The following is a 24,881-nucleotide window of genomic DNA, read 5'->3' as shown; positions in this document are numbered from 1 at the left end:
CAATGTGGAATTCCACCAAAATAACAAAATTACTAAGTATTGAATATCCAATTTTGCAAGGCCCAATGGGCGGTGGTTTCTCGACTGCTTCTCTATTGGCTGCCGTAAGCAATTCGGGCGGATTAGGAAGTTTTGGGGCTTATACTTTAACTCCAGATGAAATTCGCGAAGCTGGAAAAGAGATTCAACTCGCAACCTCCAAACCTTATAATATCAATTTATGGGTAAATGACGTTGATAAAAGCCTCGAAAATTATGCACCAGAAAAACTGGAAAAAATCAAACTGTTTTTTAAACCTTATTTTGATGAATTAGGAATTCCGCTTCCTGATCTTTCTACTGCTATTCCTTCAAAATTTGAAAAACAAGTAGAAGTACTATTCGAATTGAAGCCCGCTGTTTTTAGTTTTATTTTCGGAATTCCATCCAAAGAAATCCTGAAAGAAAGTAAAAAGTTAGGAATCAAAACTATCGGAGCTGCCACAACTTTAGAAGAAGCACTTGCTCTCGAAGATGCCGAAGTCGATGCCATTGTTGCCGCAGGATTTGAAGCAGGCGGACACAGACCATCATTCCTAAAACCTGCACAAGATTCTTTTACTGGCTTGTTTACATTGATACAACAGCTCAAAGCCAAAACCAAAACACCAATAATTGCCGCTGGGGGAATTATCGATGCAAAAGGAATAAAAGCCGCTATGACTTTAGGAGCCGATGCCGTACAGCTAGGAACCGCTTTTATGGTTACCGACGAATCTGCAGCTTTGCCAATTCATAAAGAAATACTTTTTTCCCAACCCGACATTTCTACTACAGTTTCCAAATCATTGACTGGAAGAATGGGGCGAATGATCCACAATACTATATCAGATGCTGTTCTTTTTGAAACCGAAGTACTTCCTTTTCCGCTTCAAACCCGATTAATGGCCTCTTTAAAAACAGCTGCTTTACAACAAGGAAGAATTGATTTGGTTAATTTTTGGTCAGGGCAAAACACCAGCAACTTGAAACATCATAAGGCCAGCGAATTGATACAGGCTTTAATTACCGAAATGTCTGCTTAGCTTTTTTTTACCGCAAAGTGCGCTAAGTTTTTTTGTCTTTGATTGTGTTTTTAAGTTCGCAAAGCTTTGTGTACAAATATTGTGGTTTATAATCTGCAAAGTCGCAAAAGTTTATTTCACGCAGATTTTAAATGATTTAAGCAGATAAACGCAGATTTTTTAAATCTTAAAAACTAAATCTGCTAAAAAAATGCAGAATCTGCGTGAAACAAAATTCTTTTAATCTTATTAATCTGTGGCTTTAAAAATAAAAACCTTTGCGACCCTACCACTTTATGAGATTACACACAAAGCTTTGCGAACTTAAAAATTTCCAGCATTTATATAAAAAAGAACCTTAGCGCACTTTGCGTTAAAAAACACTACCCAGCAACCTGTCCAGTTCACTCCAAAGTTTGTCCGTTTCAACAAGTTTCTGATTTCGTTTTTATCGCTTTCAACGCACATTTGTACCGTTAAATAACTTTAAATATCAAAATCATGAACTCAAAAACAACAAAAATTATCTATTGGACAGGCGCAGTATTAACTTCTTTATGGTTCGGCGCAAGCGGTTTCTTCGAATTAACAAATAATCCATTGGTTTGGGGAATCACACAGCAATTGGGTTATCCTGCACATTTTATCTACATCTTAGGCGTTTTTAAAGTAGCAGGAGTTATTACACTTTTAATTCCGAATAAATTATTACGATTGAAAGAATGGGTTTTCGCAGGCGTATTGTTCGACATCATTTTTGCTTTCTTTTCTAAAATAGCCGTTTTAGGATTTGGCGCAACAACCGATGCCATTATAGCTTTTGTAATGGTCAGCGTTACTTATGCTATGTATAGAAAATTATATACAGCTACTTATGCTCCGTCTTCTGTAAACTTTTGAGGAAGACATCAAAAATTAAAAACGCCTAATAATTGTTATTAGGCGTTTTTATAAAATTTAATTTCACCTTAATTACTTCCAATGAAAAAAGTCATTCTCATTCTCTGTTTCATTTTATCGGCTTTGTTTTTTATCAGCTGTTTTATGTTTCCTGGATTATAATTTTAAACCAATTAATTTATTTGAATCATCGATAGATTAATTGGTTATCTATTTTCTAACCAACTCAAAAATGCCGTTGCTTTTTCTTTTCCAATCAATATTTTTTCTTCCGATGGAACACTTAATTTCACCAATATCTTTCTCGAGAAATAATGTTCTGCTTCTCTAATAGCCGAAAAATTAACCAAATACTGTCTGTTGACCCTGAAAAACTGAATTGGTGATAACAGTTTATGAATATCATCCAAAGACTGCGTTAACGGATATTCGTTTTTATCTAAAGTCATAATCGTTGGCGTTTCATTTTTGATATAAAAAAAGGCAATATTTTCCGTTAAAACCGTTTGGTATTTGTTGTTTTTGAAAACCAAAAAACTGCTTTTTCCTTTATTTTCACCAGTTCTGGTCAACAAATAATCAAAATCGGGCATTGCTTTTTTATTGCGCTGAAAGAAGTTTTTCAGTTCTCCCGCTTTCTTTAATGCCTGAGAAATGCTTTCTCTGGAAAAAGGCTTTAAAACATAATCGATTCCATTTGACTTAAAGGCTTCAATCGCATAATCGTCAAAAGCAGTGCAGAAAATAACAGGCGACAACACTTCAACATTTTTAAAAATCTCAAAACATTGCCCGTCTGCGAGCTGAATATCCATAAAAATCAAATCGGGCTGATCGTTTTCTAAAAGATAACTCACAGCGCCGTCAATACTTTGTATATAAGACAAAATCTGAACATCGGGTCTGATACTCAGAATAAGCTGGCCAAGTGCTTTGGCCGTTTTTACTTCATCTTCAATTATTACGATGGTCATAAATGAGTGGTATTTTTACTTTAAAAGTGGTTTCGTTTTTATCAATTTCGATTTCTTTGTGCACCAAATGCATAAAGCGCTGATTGATATTATCCAACCCAACGCCTGTAGAAACTATAGCGCCTCTCTTCAACTGAATCGGGTTTTCGATTACCAGAAAATCATTTTCGCTGTAAAGCTTAATTTTTAAAGGTTTGTCTAAAGAAACGACATTGTGTTTGATACAGTTTTCAATCAACAACTGCAAGGCAAAAGGTGGAATAACCGATTCGTACTGTTTTTCGTCTATTTCATTTTCTAAAACAAAACCATCTTCAAAACGAGCTTTCAGCAGATAAACATACGAATCGAGAATCTGAATTTCTTCCCGAAGCGGAATCAAATCGAGTTTTCGGCTTTCTAAAGTAAAACGATAAAAATCAGATAATTTCAGGATAAAATCGGAACTATTTTCGTCGTTCATATCCACCATCGATTTCAAAGTATTCAAACTATTGAAAAGAAAATGCGGGTTAATCTGCTGTTTCAGCAATTCGTACTGAGCACCAAGATTAACGGCTTTTGTGCGTTCCAATTCGACTCCCATTTGCTGGGTTTGATAGTTTTGAAAAAGCAGATGCAGAAACATATACACAATCAGATTAATTAAAACTCCTCGGAGTTCAAACATAATCGGAGCATCCATTTTCGAAACCTGAAAAAGTTCCTGATGCGCGATAACCAGAATGACCATTAACAGAATCCCTAAAACAACACTCAGTAAAAGTTTCCAGTTAAACAGACTTTTGGTTGTTCGGTTTGAGGAAAATTTCGGTAAGCTGTAAATGTTGTAATACCATATAAAAAGGGAAAACAACAGCGTAATCGAAGAGTTTATAATAAGATCCCCAGGTGTAGAATCGGCATCAAATAATTTAGGAATCGAAGCCATAACCGCCAGAGCAATCGAACTTCCCCAAATCACTTTGAGCGAAACCTGAAACCGTTTTGGTTTTTCCATAATTGTAGTTTATATAGTCAAAGATAGTTTTATTTTCATTTTTTTTAAACACATAGAAACATAGGATTTCACTTTGTGTTTAAAGGCGTTTCACTTAATTTAAATAAACAATAGTCTTTTTAAATTTCTCTCGCAGATTTAGCAGATCTAGGAGATTTTTTTATCTGCTAAATCTCCCAAATCTGCTAGAGTATATTTTTTAGTATAGTTTTATTGAAAAAGATTTCACGCTCCCGATAGTTATCGGGATTATATGATTTTAGCAGATGCGCGCAGATTTTTTTGTTCCAGTTTCGCACACAGTTTGTCATTTCGACGAAGGAGAAATCTCACTCGGGATTCGACAAAGATTGGCGACATTCTTTGCGGAGTTTCTAGTGTGATTTCTCCTTTCAGTCGAAATGACAAAAAATGAGAATAAAAACTTTGCGTCTCTGCTCCCGATAGCTATCGGGATTGCGAGATTAAAAAAAATCTGCGCGCATCTGCTAAAATCCTTTTCAAATCTGCGTGAAAAAAAATCAAGCTTTCTTAACTCCCAAAATAACACCAGAATCCGCATCTTGAACAAAGCCAATCACTTCAAAACCTTGTGCATTATAATTTTTAGGAAGAGAAATTGTCGTCGTTCCTTTCTTGCCTTTATTCAAATTAACCGACTGCAATTGACGTACAATTTGATAATGCGATAAAACCCGATTCGCATTCTCCCCTCTTCGAACATTACTTTTTGCTTCTTTCTGAACAATGGCAATCAGTAAACGGCTATTTTTTGAAGTACTTTCCACATGATACTGTACCGAAAGTATATTCGAGTTTTGAGAAGTTTCTAAACTTAAATTAGCCAAAGCAGGTTTCAATAGTGCCGATTTAATTCCATTTCGAAGGCTCGTTTCCTGAGAACCGATATAATCTGATTTTCCGTTAATGATAACCTGAGGCGTATAAATTGGTTCTTTTCCCATAAACTGAGCGTAATCGTATTGTCTTTTGGTAAAATCGGCATTACTGAAAATATCTTTCCAGCCCTGTTTATCCCAATAATCTACATGATAAGCCAAAACAAAAACATTTTTATCACGGTATTCGTTCTGAATTTTGCCTAACAATTCGTCTGCAGGCGGACAACTCGAACAGCCTTCTGAAGTATATAATTCTAAAAGTGCAAAATCTTTTTTATCTGCGTTCTGACTGAAAACGCCATTTCCAACCAAAAGAAACAACATTAAAAAGCTAGTTAATAATTTTATTTTTTTCATGATTTCTATTTTCTCTCCTGCAAGGTTTTCCAAACCTTGTAGGTATGTTTTTTTAAGATTTTAACCTATAATTAAACCTACAAGGTTTGGAAAACCTTGCAGGTTAAGCAACTTAGAAATTAAAGAATATTAATCTCAACATTTATATTTCCTCTTGTCGCTTTAGAATACGGACAAGTTTGATGCGCCTGAGAAGCCAGTTTTTCCGCTGTTTCCAAATCCAAACCCGGAAGACTGATATTTAAGCGTGCTTGAAGAAAATATTCACCTTCTTCAACACATAAATCTACTTCGGCATCTACAGCGGTTTCAGCCGGAAGTCTCACGCCTAATTTCGAAGCTGCAATTCCCAACGCCCCAATAAAACAAGCCGACCATCCCGCAGCAAACAACTGCTCCGGATTTGTCCCCGGACGCGAAGATCCCGGCGAACTTAATTTAATATTCAATTGCTCATCCGAACTTTGAGAAGCTCCTTCTCTGCCGCCTGTTGTATGTGTTTTTCCTGTGTATAAAACTTTTGTACTCATGTTTTCAAATTTTAAATTGTTGATTTTTAATTATTTTAATTGTTATTGAATTTTGACATTGTAATTGCCATTCAATTTTGGAATTTGGGATTTAAAAAATTGGAATTTATTTAGATACATCTATTATCGCCTGAGCAAATGATTTCGGATCTTCCTGTGGCACGTTATGTCCGATTCCTTTTAAAACTCGGTGTTCATATTTTTCTTTGAACTTATCTGCGTATGCTTTTCCATCCGCGAAAGCGCCATCAAAATCGCTTCCAATTGTAATCGTTGGCACTTTAATAACAGGTCTTACAGCAAGACGTTTTTCCAGATTATCATATTTTGTTTCACCCGCTTCGAGAGATTGTCTCCATCTGTAATTGTGAATTACGATGTCCACATGATCTGGATTATCAAAAGACTGCGCCGTTTGATCATAAGTGGCTTTATCGAAATTCCATAACGGAGAAGCGATTTTCCAGATTAGTTTATTGAAATCGTAAGTGTTTTGAGTATAACCTTCTTTTCCTCTTTCGGTTGCGAAATAATACTGATACCACCAGCCCAATTCAGCCGTTGGCGAAAGCGGTTTTAAGTTCGCTTCCAAATTCACTATGATATAACCGCTTACCGAAACCAAACCTTTTACACGTTCTGGCCAAAGCGCCGATACTGCAACAGCCGTTCTCGCTCCCCAATCGAATCCGCCAATCACGGCTTTATCGATTTTCAGCGCATCCATAAAAGCGATAATATCACTCGCCAAAGCTGCCTGCTGACCGTTTCTAAAAGTATCTTTCGATAAAAAAGTCGTTGTCCCGAATCCGCGTAAATAAGGCGTAAAAACGTGATAGCCTTTTGCAACCAAAATCGGAACCACTTCATTGTAGCTGTGAATATCATAAGGCCAGCCGTGAAGCAAGATCACAGGAGTTCCATTTGATGGCCCTGCTTCGGTATAGCCAACGTTTAATAATCCGGCATTGATTTGTTTTAAAGTTCCAAGCGAACTATTTACTTCAATTGTTTTTTGTTGTGAAGTCTGTGCATTAGTAAATGAAGCATTCATAAAAAGAATAGCGATTAGAATATTGAATAGTGTTTTCATAATTATTTTTTGTGAGATGTTAATTATTAGATGTGTTTGTAACGCAGAGGACGCTAAGGGTTTTCGCAAAGTGCGCTAAGCTTTTTTATTAAAAGAGAGGACTAAGAACTCAAAGCTTTGTGTTGATTAATGCTGTTTTGATCTCGCAAAGGAGCTAAGTCGCAAAGTTTTAAAGACAAAGCTTCGTGAACTTAATGTCCTTGACATTTATCTCAAACAAAACTTAGTGTCCTCCGCGAAAATCCTTTGTGTGCTTTGCGATAAAAAATCAGCACAAAGCTTTGCGACCTTAATGTTCTTAACATTTACCTCAAAAAACTTAGCGTACTTTGCGAAAAACCTTTGTGTGCTTTGCGGTAAAAAATTAACATAAAGTTTTTTTAGTTTTTCATTACAAGTATCGGTTTTCCCTTTTCTACGATATAAGTCGCCAGTTCCGAAGCCTTAACATTCGTATTATTTTTAGCCGAATGCACCACGCCTGCCGGAATAAAAAGTACTTCTCCCGCTTTTAAGGTTACCGGCTCTTTACCTTCAATTTGATATTCCAGCGAACCTTCCACGACATAAATAATTTCTTCGCCGTGATGATAGTGTTTCCCGAAAGCCGAATGCTCGTCAAAATCGATTCGTGCCTGAACCATTTCGCGTCCCGGAACACTTAGATCATGTTTTTGCAAATCAATACGTTTAACACCTGTCTGTGCCGCAATCTGATTTGGAACCAAAAAGGCAATGATTCCCAAAACGATAATCGCGATTATAACCCAAGTTTTTTGTTTTTTCTTTTCCATAATTTCTAGTTTTAAATAGTTGTTTTCTGTTAATTTCTTCGTCAAAAGTATTTCGATAACCCTTCTTACGAAATCAGAAAATAGCCGAAACGGACAGATTAATGGGGGAAGTGGACAGGGCTTTTGGTGTAGATTTTAATGAGGAGCTATTTCCCGCTATCCGCTATATCTTTTATGTCTCGTTAAAAAACGAGACACAAAAGGATGCCGCTACTATAGGGGCTAGGGCACTCATTTTCAAAAGGATTTTTTCGGGAAATTATTATTTAGGAATTGTATTACTTTTTATCTTATTAAAAGCAACTTGTTTTTTAATATATTTGCGCTTCCTAAATTACAGATATATGATACTTAAAAAACTTCTTGCCCATGTGGTATGGTGGCGGCATTGGAAACAACCGTAACGCTTCTGTAAGCGTAGGACACCTAAGCTACGTGGGTTTTATATTTCCTAAATTACAGAGTTATGAGTACCAAAACCCTTTCAAAAGAAGCCGAAATTAGGCTGATGAATTTCTTCAACGACAGAATTGCCCCAGACGATATGGCAAAAGCCATAAGAATGGTCAATTTCAATCTCGCATTAAATGTCATGAACGATCAAAACTTCGCTCCCGAAAAAACACTGCGAGACAGTTTTATCTGGCTGAATGAATTAGCCGAAACTTTAAATCCTTATTTGGATTTGGAGTAAAAGGTTTAGTCTTTTTTGAAAAAAATTAAAACCCTTGGTCTTTTTGGAGATTGAGGGTTTTGTTTTTTTGTTTAGTTTTAGAAAATACCGTACAAATACTTATTGTTTAGAGTACTAATTATTATTACTCTTGTTAAAAAAATACATAATTACGGTAAACCGTAATTAAATAATAGAAAATCGTTTTAATATTACACAATGATATTCTGATGTCTTTTTAAAATCAATAAACTATAGATTCTAAATAATAAAATATGGCAATTTCAGGTGCGGATTTCGAAAAATTGGTGGAGCCTTATTTCAGAACTTTATTTACCAAAATGGGCTTTTTAGTAATTCAAGTAAGAAGACAAGATTCTGGTACACAAAATGGTTTTGATATTAGTGTACTTTTCTTTGATGAAAATGAGAAAGAAAGAGAAATTTTCATAGAATGTAAATATTATACAACATCCCAATTAAACTGGTCAGAAATATTTAATAAACAACTTCAACTTGAAGCTTCCAATCAAACTGCGACAGCTTTTATCCTATTATCTCCATTAAGAAATCTTAGCAACATAGATCATGATTTGCAAGCTAAGGCTATTAAACTTTTTAAATTCCCTGTAGAGTTTTGGACGCCAGATAAACAAGTAGAAACTTTCTTTGCATTTGATGAAGAACTATATAAAAAGGTCTACGACAAACCTACCTTTGATTTAATATTGGATAAGGAAAAAGAACTTGAATCTTTAAAAATTAAAATCAATATGCTTTTGAATAAAAAAGATTCTTTAAAATATTTAGACACAATCAGAATTACTGATTCTCCTAATGAACCTTCAGAAGATATTGCTTTAAAAACAAATTTAGATGAAAAATTAAATTCAATAATATCTAAAGACGACACTATTAGAATTGAATACCACAAAACAAGGGCTAATTATAAAGTCTATCTAGAAAGTCTGCAAGATTTAAATACCGAATTAAGAAATAATCTTCTTTTATGGGAATCTGATTTACGTTTAAAAGCTGATAGATTAACTCGAAAATTCAAAATTGACCACACTTATACTGCTGAAAACTTTTTTTATGACTTTTTTGATGAGGCAGAAAAAGAAATGCTAACTTTTTGTAATGATTTTGAATTAAAAGGAGACAAACAAAAGTTATTAAATGGAGTTGTTTTTGAATTGGCAGCACAATGTCCTTTAGATTGGCGAAAAAATGGAAATAGTTAAACATTTAATAAATTCAATTACACAAAAAGGGCTTGAACCTAGTATAAATTTGGATAGACCAAATTATGTCCAACCCGAAGACAGAATTCAATTCAGAGCAATGAGATTAATTATTATCTTAGGAAAACTTAATACAGATAATGGCTTAAGTAAAGAAATAATTTCATGTGTGGATTTCTTACTTAGAAATGAACATTTTCAAACAAAGTTTATTTTAGAATATTATGCAGGGAAAAAAAACGTTTTAAATAAACTCAATACTATTGAAAAAACAAATCAAATTGAAATTGATTTTAATATTGTTCAATATAAAAGTGTTCCTTGGGATTTAAGATTTAACGACATGTTAATGTATTTATTTATACGAGACCTAATTGATTACAAAGTTGATAAAGACAATAAAAATACTAGAATCAAATTAAGTGATCAGGGAATTAAAAGTTTTAATTTATTAGAAAGTATATTCCCTTCAGAAGTTAATTTCTTATCATTATTTGGAAAAAGAATGGACACTAATAAAACTATAAAAATAATAACTGAGATTATACCTAACTCATATTGGAAACAAAATGCCGAAATTGATTATTAACAGATTAATTTATACCGTCGAAACCGAGAATGAAAAGTATGGTGCTGACGTTCCTTTTCATCCAGGACTTAATATTATTTTCGGACCTAATTCAGTGGGAAAAACCAGCATCGTTACTGGTATAATATATGGCCTTGGATCGGAAAAAGGATTAGGAATTTTTAAATCTGATCAAAATCCATTTAAACCTGAATTTTACAAATCAATAGAAGGAAAAACCGTAACAAAGTCTTATTTGATATTGGAAATATCAAATGGAATAAAAGAGTATTCAATTTTTAGATATATAAAAGGAGGAAAACTGATATAGTAGCGGTTAAAGAAGCAAAAGCGAAGGATTTTAATAAAAGTAACGATCATAAAAGGTATATAGTTAATGGGGAAGGTGTATTTTCTGAAAAAGGGTTTCAGAAATTTCTTTTTGATTTTTTAGAATTAAATATTGTCGAATTACCTACTTACGATCAAAAGTTCTCTAAACTATATTTCGAAAATATTCTCCCCCTTTTCTTCGTAGAACAAAGAGCTGGGTGGTCTCAAATACAAGCTAGGCAAGTTACCAGATATAATATCCGCGATATAAAAAAAGTTGTTTTCGAGTACATTATGGGGTTAGACAAATTTAATCTACATCTTATAGAGATAAAGAAGAAACAACTTGACGCAGAAATCAAAAAATTATCTGACGAACTAGAAAAAAAAGAAGAAAATCTATCAATTATTGCAAATGCAAACAAAATTGATGGAATTCTTATTGTTAATTCTAGCCCAATAGGTAAAACTAGTATTTACGATTACATAAAATACTTGCATAATAAATACAATACTGAAACTAAAACTATTAATTCAATCACTAGTCAAAATAAAAGTTATGAAGATAGTAACTCCCAATTAAGGGAAAATCTAAAAAGGCTTGACTATGAATTAAGAACTTTGAATAATCGGATAGAAAAAATATCTACAGAAATTCATGGGTATCAGAATTATCTAGAAAGAATTCAAAAAAACAAATATAAAAACAAGCAATTGAAAAAAATTCAAGAATTATCAATTGAATTAAATATTACCACTTGTCCAGTTTGTGAGAATCCTCTAAATCGTAATGTAGAAGATGAATGTCATTTATGTCATTCAGATACAAGAAAAAAAATATCTTCTCCAGAAGAGAATTTATCTTTTCTGGAAGATGAAGAAAATACTTTTAAGAAAGTAATAGCACAAAGAAATCTAGATCGAAAAAAAATAGAAGAACTAAGAAATAGGCAAAAAGATAAAATATTACTTTATGAGAAACAATTGGACCAACAAACTCAAACATATGCAGGAAAAGAATTTGCAATTTTAAGAGAGAAAATACTAGAAGTAGATTCAATTTTTAAAGAGTTTGAACGATATAAAAGAATTACTGAAAGATGGGAAAATTTAAATCCAACAAGAGAAGAATTAAATAAATTGAATACCCAACTTGAAAGAATAAAAGAAAAAATCAATAAATATGCTCAAACAAATAATGATTCTAAAATACTTAAAAGTATCAAAGACAATATTCACACTAATTTAAAAGCTTTAGGGATTTTTAAATCTAATCAAAATTTAATAAATGATATTAAAATTGACGAAAACGATAATTACTCTCCATATCTAGATAATTATGACATTTATAATATTTCTAGCTCCAGTGATAATATACGCATAATATTAAGTTATTATCTCTCTCTTTTACAGACATCATTAGAATACAAAACAAATACTAAAATAAAGTTTCCAAATATCCTCATTTTGGATGAACCAAAACAACAAAATTTAGATAATGATTCATTAATAAACTGTGTAGAAGAAATGGAAAAAATTCCATCAAATGAAGCGCAGATAATATTAACAACTTATAGTGAATTAAAAAGCGATCGAGATAAATTAGAAAAGTACATTAATTATGAAATGAAAAGTAAAACAGATTATCTTCTAAAGAAAATAAGTATCTAAAATATTCAGTTCATTTAAAATAAAAATAACTATGAATGATTATAAAGTTTTGAAAGTAACAGACCAAAACGATATTAACGATTTGGAAAAATTTTATTCTAATTTTTCTTATGCCGAACAAAAAGATTTAAAATTTGATTTTAAAAATGAATTATTTTTTAAAATTATTGACAATAAAAATGAAATTATTGGTATAGCTAGTGTATCAGATGAAGACTATACATATGATAATTTAAAAAGATTTATCAAACCTGAAATGCGAGGGAAGAAACTAGCAGATTTTCTATTAGATAAAATTATTGAAATTGCTAAAATAGAAAAAAAAATAAGGTTGACTGGTTATTATAAATCGTCTGAAGAAAAGGCAAAGGAATATTTTATAGAAAAAGGCTTTAAAGTAATTGATAAATCTTTGATAATAGACAACGTGGAATTTTCAAATGTCCTTTTAAAATTGAGTTCAATTAATAAGTAAAATAATATTGCTCTACAATAAAAGTTTAGTGAAACCTTTCAATCTTGTTTGCAAGCATCTCTTTCATAGCATTTTTTATTAAGAATATAAATTTTAGTACTTGATGATGCAAAAAAAGCGCAACTCCATTAGAGTTTGCGCTTTTTTATTTTACACTCCGCTTCCTCATTAAAAATCAATAATTATAAATTATTTTAATAACTACTAAAAATTATTAATTTGATTAATAAACACCTTCCCTATACCTTTGTCTCATCAAAATCAAAGAAATGATTTGAACATCTTAAAAAATAACTTTAAAAAACTAGCAATCATGAAATTTACAAGAAGAGCAAACGCAAACTGGAAAGGTACAGGAATGGAAGGAAAAGGAACCATTAGTACACAAAGCACGACTTTAGATAATGCACAATTGTCTTTTAAAACTCGTTTTGAACAAGGTGTTGGAACCAACCCTGAAGAATTAATCGCAGCTGCACATTCTGGCTGTTTTACCATGCAGTTAAGCTTTTTATTGTCTGAAGCTGGTTTTGTTCCAGAAGATTTAGACACAACGGCCAAAGTAACTTTTGAAGACGGAACTATCACTTTAATTGCTTTAGAACTTACAGGAAAAGTCCCTGGAATTTCTGAAGAAGATTTTCAGCAAACCGCTCAAAAAGCAAAAGAAATTTGTCCAATTTCTAAATTATTGAACACTGAGATTACTTTGGCTGTAACGTTAAACTAATTTCTAATAATAAAATTCCAACGTATTCTTGTCATTCCGAGGAACGAGGAATCACACACGCTAATCGACAAAGATTGGTGACATTCTGTACGGAGTTTCTTGTGTGATTTCTCCCTTCGGTCGAAATGACAAAACCGAGAAAAATCTAAAATCAACAATTTAAAATCTAAAATAAAATGAAAACACTATATAAAAGCTATTTAGCATTCGCAGCAATAATTTTTAGTTTATTACTTACATCAGTTCAGGTAAACGCGCAAAAAACAGCTCCAAAAATTAAAAACGTAGTATTGGTGCACGGCGCTTTTGCAGACGGTTCGGGATGGAAAGGTTTGTATCAGGTTTTAACTAAAAAAGGCTATAATGTAACGATCGTTCAGAATCCGTTGAGCTCTTTGGAAGATGATGTAAAGGCAACCAATTTGGCTTTGGACAAACAAGACGGACCAACAATTTTAGTGGGACATTCTTGGGGTGGAACTGTAATTACCGAAGCAGGAAATCACCCAAAAGTAGCGGCTTTGGTTTATGTAGCGGCTTTACAGCCTGATAATGGCGAAAATTCGGTTCAATGGTTGCAAACTGCGCCTCCAGCTCCTGAAAATGGTGTATTGAATCCAGACGATAAAGGAATCGCTTATTATGATAAAGCAAAATTCCACGCTGGTTTTGCAGGAGATTTAAGCAAAGAAGACGCTGACTTTATGTTTGCTTCACAAGGTGCTTTTTATGCTCAAGGTTTTTTAACGCCAATTACAAAAGCAGCCTGGAGAACTAAACCTTCGTACGGAATTGTAGCGACTGAAGATAAAAGTATTGTTCCGAGCATTCAGCACGCTATGTACAAGCGTTCGAACACTAAAATCACTGAAATTAAAGGAAGCCATGTGGTGTTTATTTCTCAGCCAGAGAAAGTGGCGAATGTGATTGTTGAAGCATCTAAAAATTAAATTCCAATATTTTAAATTCCAAATTCCAATCGATTGGGGAAATTCCAAAATAAAAAATTCCAAATTCCAAGCTATACAGTAATTGGAATTTGGAATTTTTTATTTTGGAATTTCTAACGATATTTACTAACCTCCTTAATAAAATAAGGCGAATCGTTCCAGCGGATTTTTCTATAACTGAAATCTTTTTTGAGCGATTCAGGAAGGCAGTTCCAAATGGCTTCATTCATTTTCTCGAGTAATAATTTCTTAGAGAAAGAATCAGAAACTACTAGGCTTATTTCTCTTACGGGAACGGGTTCTTTAAAAGGTTTAAAAAGTGCGCCCGATTCGTTTAAAGTAGAAAGCTTTGGAATAATCGCAAATCCTAAATGTGCTCGAACCAGATTTTTTAAGGTTTCTATAGAATTGATATCGTAGGTAAACTGCTCTTTTATTTTATCGGATGTTTTTAGTCCGCAGATATCGAGCAATTGTGCATTGTAGCAATATTCGTGATGCAGGAGCAATAATTCGGTTTTATCGCCGGGCTGCATTTCGTAAAATTCTTCATTCGCCATTGGATGCGTCTGATTTAAATAGGCTACAAACGGCTCTTTAAAAACAACATGCTCAATTAAATTTGGATTTCCTGTTGGGGTTGCCATAATCGCTACATCAATAGCTCCCGTTTCGAGATCTTTCATTAAATGTCCGGTATAACCTTCTTTAATAATAAAATGCACTTTTGGCGCCTCTTCTTTCATGGCCTGAATAAAAAGCGGAATCAAATAAGGCGATAAAGTCGAAATAATACCGAGCTTCAACTCTCCTTCCAACAGATTTTTTTCGTTGATTACAAAATCACGAATTTCATCGACTTCACGAAGAATCTTTTTGGCTTTATTGATAATCTCAATTCCTAAAACAGTTGGAGTTAACGGAACTTTGTTCCGATCAAAAATCTTGATTCCGATTTCTTCTTCCAGATTTTTCAATTGAATCGTAAGCCCGGGCTGAGTTACCATACAAACTTCGGCCGCTCTCGCAAAGTGGCGTTCTTCGTCTAAAGCTACTATATATTTTAACTGCTGAATGGTCATTCTTTTGAGGTGCTAAGGTACTAAGATGCTAAGGTACTAAGTTGTTGAGTTTTTATAGTGAAAACTTTGTCAAAGTTTGAAACTTTGACAATGGTCTCTCAAAAGCATAAATTATTTAGAATCAAAATAATTATCATCTTTTTCATAGAAAACTGAATCCATACTATCCAATTTATCGTACATTAACAAAACGGATTAAGAGAATGCTGTAAATTCAAATGGAGTAGTTTTTGGAGCATATTGAGTTTATCATTCTTGAATGAAGTTTTTTTTCAAAGTAAACTAATTTGAAACAAAAAAGCGATCACCTAACCGATCGCTTTTTCTTTTTGCTTAATTAAGAACTGATTTTAATTTATGCTAAAACCATCCCACCATCCATAATAACATCAGCTCCAGTCATAAACACTGCAGCTTCACTACTCAGGTAAGAAACCATTCTAGCCACATCTTCTGCTCTTCCCATTTGTTTGAGCGGGACTTTTTCTACTACAACATCCATGATGCCTTTTACGGTGGCTTCGTCTAACCCTACTTTGTTCATGACTTCAGTTTGTGTCGGCCCAGGGCTAACCGAATTGACACGAATCTTTCTTGGCGCTAATTCTAAAGCCGCCGATCTCATAAACGAATTCAAAGCCGTTTTACTCGCCGAATAAACCGAAGATCCCGGTCCTACCATACTCGCAGTATTCGAAGAAAGAAATACAACCGAAGCACCCTCTTTTAAAATCGGGATAAATTTACTTAAAGTGAAAAAAGCACCCTTTAGATTCACATTCATAATATTGTCGTACAATTCTTCTGTAGTTTGTTCAATTGTTCCTAAGCCCGCAATTCCTGCATTAACAAACAAAATATCGACAGAACCGAAATCGGTTTTTACTTTTTCTGCCAGTTTTTCGATATCCAAAATATTCGATTGGTCGGCTGTTATGGCCTTAACACCCAAATTTAAAGCTGCTTTTTCTATGGCGGCTTTTCTTCTTCCTGTAATAATTACTTTTGCACCTTGATCTTTCAATAGTTGCGCTGTGGCATATCCTATTCCACTGTTACCGCCTGTTATTACTGCCACTTTATTTTTTAAATTGTCCATTTTGTTTGTGTTTTAAATTGATAAGACAAAGGTAAATTCAAAATGGTATAACTTTGTAACCAGTATCATAGAGTATACCAGAAGTGCATTTTAACATTAAAAAGGCATCAAAAAATCATTTTTATGCAAAAGCTAGTTTTTTATGTTAAATATGGAGTTCGCATTTTTTATTTTTTTAGTTAAAATTCTTCGATTTATTCAGATTTACAACTCATTTTTCTTAATTTATTTTTAAAACTTCATTAAACGCCTGTTAAATCTTAATAAGAATTCATTGAAAATTCTGGAGAAAAAGGTATATTTGAGTAATACAGAAATTTATTATCGTGCAAGAGAAAACAAAATCACATAGTTTTATATTTCCAAAAACTCCTACTGGAGTCGACGGATTAGACGAGATTACGGAAGGAGGATTTCCGCAAGGACGACCAACCTTAATCTGCGGCGGCGCTGGATGCGGCAAAACATTATTATCGATGCAATTCCTTATTAAAGGGATCACAGAATATGACGAACCTGGAGTTTTCATGTCTTTTGAAGAACCTTCGGACGATCTTACGCTAAATGTTAAATCATTAGGCTTTGATTTGGAACAGCTTAAAAAAGATAAAAAATTGGTTGTAGATCATGTCCGTGTGGAAAGATCGGAAATTGAAGAAGCAGGCGAATATGATCTAGACGGCTTATTTATTCGCTTAGGACATGCCATAGATTCTATAAAAGCGACTCGTGTTGTATTGGATACCATCGAATCGCTGTTTGCTGGTTTGGATAATCAGGCTATTTTACGAGCAGAATTACGAAGATTATTTCATTGGCTGAAAACCAAAGGCGTAACTGCCGTTATTACAGGAGAACGAGGTGAAGCGACCTTAACGCGTCAAGGTTTGGAAGAATACGTTTCGGACTGTGTAATCGTTCTCGATCATCGTGTCATTGAACAGGTTTCGACCAGAAGACTTCGAATTGTAAAATACAGAGGTTCAACACATGGAACAAACGAATACCCGTTTTTAATTGATGAAGATGGTATTTCGGTACTTCCAATTACTTCTTTGAAATTGGACAATGAAGTTTCTTCAGATATTATTTCTACAGGTGTTCCCGGACTCAACGAAATGTTTCATGGCGGCGGTTTTTATCGCGGCAGCAACATTTTGGTTTCTGGAACTGCCGGAACGGCTAAAACAACAGTTGCCTGTTATTTTGCCAATGAACAATGCGAAAAGAACGAAAGAACGATTTATTTCGCTTTTGAAGAATCACCACATCAATTGGTACGCAACATGAGATCAATCGGAATTGATCTCGAAAAACACATCAAGAAAGGCATTTTGCAAATTCATTCTTCCCGTCCGTCATTAAATGGTTTGGAACTGCATTTGCTTACGCTTAGAAAATTAATCAAAGAGTTTGAGCCTACTACTGTTATCATTGATCCGATTAGTAATCTGATTTCGGTAGGAAGCGAACATGAAGTCCGTTCTATGCTTGTTCGATTAATTGATATGCTGAAAGCCCATAATATTACGGCCATGTTTACGTCTCTGAACAAACAGACGGATAATTTTAGACCAGATCTGGCAGAAGAATCGGTTTCATCGTTGGTCGATACCTGGATTACGGTTCGCGATATGGAAGGAATTGGCGAAAGAAACCGTGGTATTTTTATCATTAAAGCCCGCGGAATGGGACATTCTAACCAAGTAAGAGAATTTGTGATTACCAGTAACGGAATCGAATTACTAGATGTAGAATTGGGACCGCAGGGAATTTTAACGGGTGCCGCGAGACAGTCTTATCAATTCAAAAAAACCATGTCTGACATTAAGCTTCAAAACGAAATCAGCAGAAAAGACAGGGAAATTGAACGTAAACGCAAAGTTCTTGAAGCTAATATTGAAGCTTTAAGAAATGAATTTGAATCGGCAGAAGAAGAACTGAGTATCCTAAAAGCAACAGAAGAATTGCAGGAAAAACTGTCTTCTAAGAAAAAGTAAACAAAATGAAAAAAGAAATAGCCGAATGGCAATTATTGCTTTATATCGCAGGGCAAACGCCAAAATCGATCAAGGCGCTCGAAAACATAAAGAAATATGCCGAGGAACATTTAAAAGGAAAATACAGCATCGAGATTATCGATTTGCTGAAGAATCCGCAATTGGCAGAAGGCGATCAGATTTTGGCCGTACCTACTTTGGTGCGCAAATTTCCCGAGCCTATTCGTAAAATTATAGGTGACCTTTCTAATGAAGAAAGAGTGCTTGTAGGTCTTAACATTAAACCTATAAAATCTTAAATCATGGAAGATTCATCTGATGGCACAAGTACAACCAAACATAAGTTTAAACTTTTTGTTTCCGGTATGTCTGTTAAATCAGGACATGCAATCGAAAACTTACGCAAAATCTGCGATACCTATCTTAAAAACAATTATGAATTAGAGATTGTCGATATCGGTCGTGATAAAGAACAAGCTGTAATTCATCAAATTGTAGCCATTCCGACATTGATAAAAACACAGCCAGAACCCAAAAGGATTATTCTCGGCGATTTATCAGACAAAGAAAAAGTATTATACATACTTAATTTAAGCCAGTAATTTGAAGGAGAATAAAAAAGATATAGCCGATTTATTAGCAGAAATTGAATCATTAAAGGAAGAACTTTATGAATCAAACAGCATTGTTAATGCCATAAAACAAGGAGATGTAGATGCGCTTGTGGTAAGCAGTAACGGAGTTCCCGAGATTTATTCTCTGGAAACTGCCGATTACACCTATCGTCTTCTTATTGAAAAATTTGGACAGGGCGCATTAAGCATTACCAGAAAAGGACTTATATTATATTGCAATGAATATTTTTCGAAATTAGTCGGTATTCCGTCAGAAAAAATAATAGGGAATTACCTAAATGAATATTTTGTGAATCCTGAGCAGTTTGTTTCGTTAATTGAAGCATTACGATACGGTATCACAACGCATGAAATTCTTTTTAAATCGGAGAACGAAAAACAGACTTTTCCAGCTTATATTGCCTTAACTGACCTTGAACCTGCTGTAGAAGCGATTGGAATTGTAATTACCGATTTGACGGAGAAGAAAAAGCACGAAGAAGCTTTATTCCGCCATCAGAAAGAATTAGAACAAAAAATAAACGAACTCAACAAAACCAATCGAAATCTTGAAGAGTTTATTCATGTGATCTCGCACGATTTGAAAGAACCGTTGCGGAAAATCGTCATGAATACCAGCAGAATTGATGGAAGTTATTTTAAAGAAGCCGATGCAAAAGCCATTAACGTGATGAAATTATCGGCCTTGCGTTTGAATTCGCTTGTCGATGATTTGGTTCAATATTCGTCCCATACGGCACAGGAAGAACGCACTGAAATAAATCTGGAAACTATAATTGCTCAGGTTATTGAGGATTTTGAAGTTGTAATAGCAGATAAAAAAGCACATATCAAAACTGGAAAACTACCCATAATCAAAGCTTCCAGAGTACAGATGAGACAGCTTTTTTCGAATCTTATTTCAAATGCGATCAAATACAGCAAAGCCAATATTGCTCCCATAATAGAAATTTTGCAGGAAGAAAATTTAGATGCTGAAATACCAAATCAAAATGCTAGATTTGTAAAAGTGCAGATTAAAGACAATGGTATTGGAATGGAAGAAAACCACTTGCTTAAAATCTTTATCATTTTTCAGCGTCTGCATGCCCGAAATGAATATTCAGGAAACGGTATTGGTCTCGCGATCTGTAAAAAGATAATGGAAAACCATTCTGGTAACATAACCGTTGAAAGCACATTGAACGAGGGCACAACATTTAATCTTTACTTCCCAATCGTATAAAATGCCACAAAAATACAACTTACATATCATAATTGCCGAAGATGACATGGACGACGCCGATGTTATCACAGAAACTTTTACCAATAATCCCAATTTTAGCAAAGTCAGCCTTGTTGCCAATGGCGAAGAACTGCTGAATTATCTCAAAAATCCTTCTAACGAAAATCCCGACGTGATTCTTACTGATATCAATATGCCTATTATTGATGGTATCGAAGCTTTACAGCAGATTTTGAATACTAACGAATTAAAAAACATTCCGTGTTTTGTGTATTCAACGAGCATTAATCCATCTTATAAAGAAAAATGTGATGATCTGGGTGTAAAAGCGTATCTGATTAAACCATATTCTTTTGAAGCTTTCGCTGAAATTCCGAAAACTATTTTAAGTATTATTGAAGCGTAAATTTGTTTCAAGTCCTGAAATAACTTTTCTCTCATTATTTTAAAATTATGGTATAACTTTGTAATCAGAATATTTTAAATTAATGCTGTTTTGTTATGGAAAGAAATCAGAAAGAAGAAGTACAGGCGCTTCAGGACACTTTACATGTTTTAGGCGGTAAATGGCGATTACCGATTATCAACTCCATTTGCAACGGAAATAATCGTTTCAGGGAAATTGAACGTAGTATTCCCGGAATTACAACGCGCATGCTTTCGAGAGAATTGAAAGAAATGGAACTCAATATGCTCATTAAAAGAACCGAAGACCGCGATGCTGAAGTTCAGGTTAAATACGAATCAACACCATATTGTAAATCTTTTGCTCATGTAATCGAAGAAATGATAAAATGGGGAAAATCGCATCGTGAAGAAATAATTCGAAACTCTTAAAATATTCTCCCGCAGATTTTGCAGATTTCGCAAATTATACAAGTCAAAAAAAAACTGCTTGATCAGCTGAATCTGCGGGAGAAATACGCATAGCCTAAATAAAAAAATTAGTACCGAAATTAAATCATCCAGAGCTCTTAAAAGCACAACAACATTTTGACTAAAGAATAATAAAAGCATAATGTAAAAAACTTAAAAAGTGCTTAAAAATGTAGTTTTTTATGATTTTTAGCTATAAAAGCCCTATCTTACAGAAAAGACAAAAGCCGATTCTGTTGGCCCTATCGGCATTATTGCTATCAATTTTAAAAACTACAAAAAATGAAACAATTATTACAGTGGACCATCATTATCCCGATCCTCTCGTGGGCTCTCCTATTTAGCGGGCTGATAAAAGACAGCAGTATTTTTCAAATTGCTGCGAGTATATTGCTTATTCTTAGTGTAATGTCAGCCGTTCATCATTCAGAAATCATCGCAGAACGCGTGGGAGAACCTTACGGAACCATAATTTTGGCTATTTCTATTACTGTAATTGAAGTTTCTATAATTGTCTCTTTAATGCTTTCTGAAGGATCAGAAGCCGCTTCTTTAGCTAGAGATACCGTTTATGCCGCTACTATGCTGATTTTAAATGGTATTATCGGATTGTGTCTTCTTATTGGAAGCATTAAACATTACGAACAGAATTTCTCCACTTCCTCAGTAACTATTGGTTTGGTTTCATTGATTTCTATTATTGTCTTTACTTTAGTGTTTCCTACATTTACCGAAAGTGTCCATGGCTCTTATTATTCAACACCTCAATTAATCTTTGCTTCTATTGCCTGTCTGGTTATTTACGGCTCTTTTTTATTCGCACAGACAAAAGGCTACCGTCAATATTTTCTAACGAACGGAACAAATGAAGATGAATCGAAAACACATCCAATCGAAATCAATAATAAAACATTTTATACCAGTCTTGTTTTTCTTTTAGTCAGTTTAGGAATTGTAGTTTTGTTAGCCAAAACGCTCTCGCCTACAATTGAAACTATTATTATAGGCTATAATCTTCCAAAATCATTAGTTGGTGTTATTATCGCGATTATCATTTTATTACCCGAAGCGATTGCAGCTATTATTGCAGCCAGAAAAAATAGATTGCAGACGAGTTTAAACTTAGCTTTAGGTTCTGCCCTAGCCAGTATCGGATTAACAATTCCGAGTGTCGCTGCAGTTTGTATTATTATGGGAATGCCGATTGTTTTAGGACTCGATATTAAATCGATTGTGCTTTTGGCTTTGTCTGTTTTTACGGTAATGCTTTCTCTCAGTAAAGGAAAATCGAATATTGTTTATGGTGTTGTGCTTTTAGTGAATTTGTTTGCTTTTATGTTTTTGATGATTTATCCTTGATTCTTTTTTAAACACATAGAAACATAGATTTTTTTTACCTGTAATAAAGAGTAAGGAACAAATCTAGATTTGAACACATAGATAAAGGGTATAAGCTTAATCTTTTCCCACTCCCGATAGCTATCAGGATAAAAGGATTAAAAAGATTCTTTTAAAACTGTGTATTTTTTTTGCCACAAATTGCACCAATTTTCCCGAATTATAATTTGTGGAAATTCATGAAATTCGTGGCTAAACCTTTTAAACACATAGAAACATAGAATTTATCTTCTGTTTATATAAAAACAGAATGCAGAAAGAAACTAGTTTCTAACACATAGCTTTGTGTTTACGAGGCCAACTTTGACAAAGTTTAACATGATAAACCTATCTTTATTTAAACAAATAAAATGCCCTTACATTTTTTTTTAAGCAAGCTTCTAATTCTTTAGAAAAATTCATATCCTACTTTTAAAATTAATCTCCCACAGATTTTGCAGATTCTACAGATCAAAAATCTGCTTTATCAGCTGAATCTGCGAGAAAAATATATGGCGTTATAAAACTTTGTCAAAGTTTGAAACTTTGACAAAGTTTAAGGCAATTGAGATAAACACATATAGCTACGTTATTTATTGAAAAATGAAATGCCTTTTTAAGCGTTCCAAAAAACTATGTCTCTATGTGTTTAAAAAATTAGTATACCATTTTTTAATTACAACGATATAGTTCAAAAACAGTCTTATAAGTGTATTTTTGACACCTATAAAAGTATCACAATAAAGACCAAAAGTGAACGATTTTACCCCTTATTTTTCAGCATTTTTCTCTAACTTAGCGCTCTACATTTTGAAATGTAAGATTAAAATAAACTTTGTTTTGCTGCAAAACATTGAATGAAAAAGAATTACCATACTTTCTCTTACTTTTTTGCTGCTAAAACATTTCTTCTAATAATTTAGTTAATTGAAAACTATGAGCAAATTTGATTTTGGAATTGTAGGACTCGGTGTAATGGGCCGTAACTTACTTTTAAATATCGCCAGCCATAACTTTGCGGCTGCAGGTTTAGACTTAGACACAGAAAAAGTCAACTCTCTTCAACAAGAAGCCGATGCCAACCACACTATTGAAGCTACTACAGATGTAAAACATTTTGTAGAGCTTATTCAGCAGCCAAGAGCAATTATGTTATTGGTTCCTGCGGGAAAACCAGTTGACAGCGCCATTGCAAGCTTACTGCCTCACTTGGATAAAGGAGACATTATAATTGACGGTGGAAATACTTTTTTTACAGATACAGACAGAAGATTCTTAGAATTGTCTGAAAAAGGAATCCACTTCTTTGGAATGGGAATTTCAGGTGGTGAAAAAGGAGCTCGTTTCGGCCCTGCTATGATGCCGGGAGGTGATCAAAAAGCATATGAAAGACTGCGTCCAATTTTTGAAGCAATTGCAGCAAAAGTTGAAGGTGAGCCTTGTGTAGAATATCTAGGAAACGGTTCTGCTGGAAACTATGTAAAAATGGTTCATAACGGAATCGAATACGGAATCATGCAGTTGATTTCTGAAATTTATGACTTAATGAAAAGAGGTTATAACTTAGATGATACTACGATTCAGAAAACTTTTGAAGAATGGAACCAAACGGATGATTTAAGATCGTATTTGATTGAAATCACTGGAAAAATCTTAAAACAACAAGACGAAGACGGAAGCCTTCTAATTAATAAGATTTCGGATTGGGCAAAATCAAAAGGAACAGGAAAATGGACTTCGCAAAATGCAATGGACTTACAAGTTCCAGTTCCAACTATCGACGCAGCGGTTAACATGCGCGATATGTCTAAAACCAAACCAGAAAGAATTGAAGCAGCTCAAAAATTAGTTTGGAATGCCAATACAGCTGACGTAAATGCAAGCGAAGCAATTGCAGCTTTAAAATCGGCTTTATATTTTTCTATTGTGGTTACTTATGCACAAGGATTAGCACAGCTTCATGCGGCTTCTAAAGAATACAACTACGGATTAAATCTGGAAACTGTTGCTAAAATCTGGCGTGGTGGCTGTATCATTCGTGCAACAATCTTAGAAGATTTCAGAAAAGCATATGTAGCAAAATCAGATTTACCAAACTTATTATTGGATAATGGAATTGCTTCAAAATTAACCCAAAACCAAGCCGGAATGCGTGCTGTAATTCAGTTTGCAGTTCAAAAAGGACTTCCAGTTTCAGGATTAATGAATTCACTTTCTTATTTTGATGCTTACAGATCTGCTAATCTGCCAACAAATTTAATTCAGGCTCAACGTGATTTCTTTGGTGCACATACGTACGAACGTATCGACAAAGAAGGTGTTTTCCACACCCAATGGGCTGAATAAGCAA

26 protein-coding genes are annotated in these 24,881 nt (G+C 33.9%); 18 read left to right on the top strand and 8 right to left on the bottom strand.

Annotated elements, in window-relative coordinates:
• The first annotated feature begins 2 nt into the window (after positions 1–2).
• Both P2W65_RS16030 and P2W65_RS16025 read left to right on the top strand, forming a co-directional pair.
• Positions 3–1,064 carry an NAD(P)H-dependent flavin oxidoreductase gene (locus P2W65_RS16030; protein ID WP_289659022.1) on the top strand — a complete coding sequence of 354 codons (1,062 nt, stop codon included), beginning with the start codon at positions 3–5 and terminating at the stop codon, positions 1,062–1,064.
• Between the two features lie 480 nt (positions 1,065–1,544).
• On the top strand, positions 1,545–1,943 hold the full coding sequence (locus P2W65_RS16025) for a DoxX family protein (RefSeq protein WP_289659020.1): 399 nt from the start codon (positions 1,545–1,547) through the stop codon (positions 1,941–1,943).
• A 206-nt stretch (positions 1,944–2,149) separates the two neighbouring features.
• On the opposite strand, the gene P2W65_RS16020 is transcribed toward P2W65_RS16025, so the two are convergent.
• The 6 genes from P2W65_RS16020 to P2W65_RS15995 all read right to left on the bottom strand — a co-directional run bounded on the left by P2W65_RS16020 (position 2,150) and on the right by P2W65_RS15995 (position 7,593).
• A complete protein-coding gene (locus P2W65_RS16020) occupies positions 2,150–2,917 on the bottom strand; it encodes a LytR/AlgR family response regulator transcription factor (RefSeq protein WP_289659018.1) in 768 nt (255 codons plus the stop codon).
• Positions 2,898–3,917 (bottom strand): sensor histidine kinase, encoded by a 1,020-nt coding sequence (locus tag P2W65_RS16015; protein ID WP_289659016.1) that lies wholly within the window; start codon positions 3,915–3,917, stop codon positions 2,898–2,900. The genes P2W65_RS16020 and P2W65_RS16015 overlap by 20 nt, the downstream gene beginning before the upstream one ends.
• 521 nt (positions 3,918–4,438) lie before the next feature.
• Entirely contained in the window at positions 4,439–5,176 is a 738-nt protein-coding gene (locus P2W65_RS16010) for a DUF1223 domain-containing protein (protein WP_289659014.1), read from the bottom strand.
• A 119-nt stretch (positions 5,177–5,295) separates the two neighbouring features.
• On the bottom strand, positions 5,296–5,706 hold the full coding sequence (locus P2W65_RS16005; RefSeq protein WP_289659012.1) for an organic hydroperoxide resistance protein: 411 nt from the start codon (positions 5,704–5,706) through the stop codon (positions 5,296–5,298).
• Positions 5,707–5,812: 106 nt separating this feature from the next.
• The gene (locus tag P2W65_RS16000; RefSeq protein WP_289659010.1) at positions 5,813–6,799 is read right to left on the bottom strand and encodes an alpha/beta fold hydrolase; all 987 of its coding nucleotides are present in this window, start codon (positions 6,797–6,799) and stop codon (positions 5,813–5,815) included.
• Between the two features lie 380 nt (positions 6,800–7,179).
• Positions 7,180–7,593, bottom strand: coding sequence for a cupin domain-containing protein (locus P2W65_RS15995; RefSeq protein WP_289659008.1), 414 nt, complete (start codon positions 7,591–7,593; stop codon positions 7,180–7,182).
• Positions 7,594–8,059: 466 nt separating this feature from the next.
• Between P2W65_RS15995 and P2W65_RS15990 the strand changes: the two genes are divergently transcribed.
• The 8 genes from P2W65_RS15990 (at position 8,060) to P2W65_RS15955 (ending at position 14,237) form a co-directional block, all read left to right on the top strand.
• Positions 8,060–8,287 carry a hypothetical protein gene (locus tag P2W65_RS15990; protein WP_289659006.1) on the top strand — a complete coding sequence of 76 codons (228 nt, stop codon included), beginning with the start codon at positions 8,060–8,062 and terminating at the stop codon, positions 8,285–8,287.
• Between the two features lie 254 nt (positions 8,288–8,541).
• On the top strand, positions 8,542–9,510 hold the full coding sequence (locus tag P2W65_RS15985) for a restriction endonuclease (protein ID WP_434783342.1): 969 nt from the start codon (positions 8,542–8,544) through the stop codon (positions 9,508–9,510).
• Positions 9,497–10,099 (top strand): hypothetical protein, encoded by a 603-nt coding sequence (locus P2W65_RS15980; RefSeq protein WP_289659002.1) that lies wholly within the window; start codon positions 9,497–9,499, stop codon positions 10,097–10,099. The genes P2W65_RS15985 and P2W65_RS15980 overlap by 14 nt, the downstream gene beginning before the upstream one ends.
• Positions 10,080–10,409: an ATP-binding protein gene (locus P2W65_RS15975; RefSeq protein WP_289659000.1), complete on the top strand. Its 330-nt coding sequence runs from the start codon at positions 10,080–10,082 to the stop codon at positions 10,407–10,409. The genes P2W65_RS15980 and P2W65_RS15975 overlap by 20 nt, the downstream gene beginning before the upstream one ends.
• Positions 10,410–10,705: 296 nt before the next feature.
• The gene (locus P2W65_RS15970; RefSeq protein ID WP_289658998.1) at positions 10,706–12,082 is read left to right on the top strand and encodes a hypothetical protein; all 1,377 of its coding nucleotides are present in this window, start codon (positions 10,706–10,708) and stop codon (positions 12,080–12,082) included.
• A gap of 31 nt (positions 12,083–12,113) precedes the next feature.
• Positions 12,114–12,557: a GNAT family N-acetyltransferase gene (locus P2W65_RS15965; protein ID WP_289658995.1), complete on the top strand. Its 444-nt coding sequence runs from the start codon at positions 12,114–12,116 to the stop codon at positions 12,555–12,557.
• Between the two features lie 313 nt (positions 12,558–12,870).
• Positions 12,871–13,287: an OsmC family protein gene (locus tag P2W65_RS15960; RefSeq protein ID WP_289658993.1), complete on the top strand. Its 417-nt coding sequence runs from the start codon at positions 12,871–12,873 to the stop codon at positions 13,285–13,287.
• A gap of 176 nt (positions 13,288–13,463) precedes the next feature.
• The gene (locus P2W65_RS15955; RefSeq protein WP_091132399.1) at positions 13,464–14,237 is read left to right on the top strand and encodes an alpha/beta hydrolase; all 774 of its coding nucleotides are present in this window, start codon (positions 13,464–13,466) and stop codon (positions 14,235–14,237) included.
• A gap of 113 nt (positions 14,238–14,350) precedes the next feature.
• On the opposite strand, the gene P2W65_RS15950 is transcribed toward P2W65_RS15955, so the two are convergent.
• Together P2W65_RS15950 and P2W65_RS15945 are read right to left on the bottom strand one after the other, a co-directional pair.
• Complete coding sequence (locus P2W65_RS15950; protein ID WP_289658989.1) at positions 14,351–15,319, bottom strand: hydrogen peroxide-inducible genes activator; 969 nt, start codon at positions 15,317–15,319, stop codon at positions 14,351–14,353.
• Between the two features lie 355 nt (positions 15,320–15,674).
• Entirely contained in the window at positions 15,675–16,418 is a 744-nt protein-coding gene (locus P2W65_RS15945) for an SDR family oxidoreductase (RefSeq protein WP_289658986.1), read from the bottom strand.
• Between the two features lie 326 nt (positions 16,419–16,744).
• On the opposite strand from P2W65_RS15945, the gene kaiC reads away from it, so the two are divergent.
• The 8 genes from kaiC to gnd all read left to right on the top strand — a co-directional run bounded on the left by kaiC (position 16,745) and on the right by gnd (position 24,877).
• The gene (kaiC, locus tag P2W65_RS15940) at positions 16,745–18,418 is read left to right on the top strand and encodes a circadian clock protein KaiC (protein WP_179003575.1); all 1,674 of its coding nucleotides are present in this window, start codon (positions 16,745–16,747) and stop codon (positions 18,416–18,418) included.
• A 5-nt stretch (positions 18,419–18,423) separates the two neighbouring features.
• Positions 18,424–18,717 carry a circadian clock KaiB family protein gene (locus P2W65_RS15935; protein WP_179003574.1) on the top strand — a complete coding sequence of 98 codons (294 nt, stop codon included), beginning with the start codon at positions 18,424–18,426 and terminating at the stop codon, positions 18,715–18,717.
• A 3-nt stretch (positions 18,718–18,720) separates the two neighbouring features.
• Positions 18,721–19,020: a circadian clock KaiB family protein gene (locus tag P2W65_RS15930; RefSeq protein ID WP_289658983.1), complete on the top strand. Its 300-nt coding sequence runs from the start codon at positions 18,721–18,723 to the stop codon at positions 19,018–19,020.
• A gap of 1 nt (position 19,021) precedes the next feature.
• Entirely contained in the window at positions 19,022–20,278 is a 1,257-nt protein-coding gene (locus P2W65_RS15925) for a sensor histidine kinase (RefSeq protein WP_289658981.1), read from the top strand.
• A gap of 1 nt (position 20,279) precedes the next feature.
• Positions 20,280–20,684: a response regulator gene (locus P2W65_RS15920; RefSeq protein WP_289658979.1), complete on the top strand. Its 405-nt coding sequence runs from the start codon at positions 20,280–20,282 to the stop codon at positions 20,682–20,684.
• Positions 20,685–20,779: 95 nt separating this feature from the next.
• Positions 20,780–21,115: a winged helix-turn-helix transcriptional regulator gene (locus tag P2W65_RS15915; RefSeq protein WP_289658977.1), complete on the top strand. Its 336-nt coding sequence runs from the start codon at positions 20,780–20,782 to the stop codon at positions 21,113–21,115.
• A gap of 321 nt (positions 21,116–21,436) precedes the next feature.
• A complete protein-coding gene (locus P2W65_RS15910; RefSeq protein WP_289658975.1) occupies positions 21,437–22,513 on the top strand; it encodes a calcium:cation antiporter in 1,077 nt (358 codons plus the stop codon).
• 954 nt (positions 22,514–23,467) lie between these two features.
• Entirely contained in the window at positions 23,468–24,877 is a 1,410-nt protein-coding gene (gene gnd / locus P2W65_RS15905) for an NADP-dependent phosphogluconate dehydrogenase (RefSeq protein ID WP_289658973.1), read from the top strand.
• The last annotated feature ends 4 nt before the right edge of the window (positions 24,878–24,881 follow it).

Origin of the sequence: Flavobacterium panacagri, from assembly GCF_030378165.1 — a bacterium.
GTDB lineage: Bacteria > Bacteroidota > Bacteroidia > Flavobacteriales > Flavobacteriaceae > Flavobacterium > Flavobacterium panacagri.
Note: the sequence above shows the minus strand (reverse complement) of the source record. Positions and strands in the feature narration are given on the sequence as shown.

Coding starts and splice junctions, on each gene's coding strand:
- P2W65_RS16030 (WP_289659022.1), top strand. CDS start 3: ATGTGGAATTCCACCAAAATAACAAAATTACTAAGTATTGAATATCCA.
- P2W65_RS16025 (WP_289659020.1), top strand. CDS start 1,545: ATGAACTCAAAAACAACAAAAATTATCTATTGGACAGGCGCAGTATTA.
- P2W65_RS16020 (WP_289659018.1), bottom strand. CDS start 2,917: ATGACCATCGTAATAATTGAAGATGAAGTAAAAACGGCCAAAGCACTT.
- P2W65_RS16015 (WP_289659016.1), bottom strand. CDS start 3,917: ATGGAAAAACCAAAACGGTTTCAGGTTTCGCTCAAAGTGATTTGGGGA.
- P2W65_RS16010 (WP_289659014.1), bottom strand. CDS start 5,176: ATGAAAAAAATAAAATTATTAACTAGCTTTTTAATGTTGTTTCTTTTG.
- P2W65_RS16005 (WP_289659012.1), bottom strand. CDS start 5,706: ATGAGTACAAAAGTTTTATACACAGGAAAAACACATACAACAGGCGGC.
- P2W65_RS16000 (WP_289659010.1), bottom strand. CDS start 6,799: ATGAAAACACTATTCAATATTCTAATCGCTATTCTTTTTATGAATGCT.
- P2W65_RS15995 (WP_289659008.1), bottom strand. CDS start 7,593: ATGGAAAAGAAAAAACAAAAAACTTGGGTTATAATCGCGATTATCGTT.
- P2W65_RS15990 (WP_289659006.1), top strand. CDS start 8,060: ATGAGTACCAAAACCCTTTCAAAAGAAGCCGAAATTAGGCTGATGAAT.
- P2W65_RS15985 (WP_434783342.1), top strand. CDS start 8,542: ATGGCAATTTCAGGTGCGGATTTCGAAAAATTGGTGGAGCCTTATTTC.
- P2W65_RS15980 (WP_289659002.1), top strand. CDS start 9,497: ATGGAAATAGTTAAACATTTAATAAATTCAATTACACAAAAAGGGCTT.
- P2W65_RS15975 (WP_289659000.1), top strand. CDS start 10,080: ATGCCGAAATTGATTATTAACAGATTAATTTATACCGTCGAAACCGAG.
- P2W65_RS15970 (WP_289658998.1), top strand. CDS start 10,706: ATGGGGTTAGACAAATTTAATCTACATCTTATAGAGATAAAGAAGAAA.
- P2W65_RS15965 (WP_289658995.1), top strand. CDS start 12,114: ATGAATGATTATAAAGTTTTGAAAGTAACAGACCAAAACGATATTAAC.
- P2W65_RS15960 (WP_289658993.1), top strand. CDS start 12,871: ATGAAATTTACAAGAAGAGCAAACGCAAACTGGAAAGGTACAGGAATG.
- P2W65_RS15955 (WP_091132399.1), top strand. CDS start 13,464: ATGAAAACACTATATAAAAGCTATTTAGCATTCGCAGCAATAATTTTT.
- P2W65_RS15950 (WP_289658989.1), bottom strand. CDS start 15,319: ATGACCATTCAGCAGTTAAAATATATAGTAGCTTTAGACGAAGAACGC.
- P2W65_RS15945 (WP_289658986.1), bottom strand. CDS start 16,418: ATGGACAATTTAAAAAATAAAGTGGCAGTAATAACAGGCGGTAACAGT.
- P2W65_RS15935 (WP_179003574.1), top strand. CDS start 18,424: ATGAAAAAAGAAATAGCCGAATGGCAATTATTGCTTTATATCGCAGGG.
- P2W65_RS15930 (WP_289658983.1), top strand. CDS start 18,721: ATGGAAGATTCATCTGATGGCACAAGTACAACCAAACATAAGTTTAAA.
- P2W65_RS15920 (WP_289658979.1), top strand. CDS start 20,280: ATGCCACAAAAATACAACTTACATATCATAATTGCCGAAGATGACATG.
- P2W65_RS15915 (WP_289658977.1), top strand. CDS start 20,780: ATGGAAAGAAATCAGAAAGAAGAAGTACAGGCGCTTCAGGACACTTTA.
- P2W65_RS15910 (WP_289658975.1), top strand. CDS start 21,437: ATGAAACAATTATTACAGTGGACCATCATTATCCCGATCCTCTCGTGG.
- gnd (WP_289658973.1), top strand. CDS start 23,468: ATGAGCAAATTTGATTTTGGAATTGTAGGACTCGGTGTAATGGGCCGT.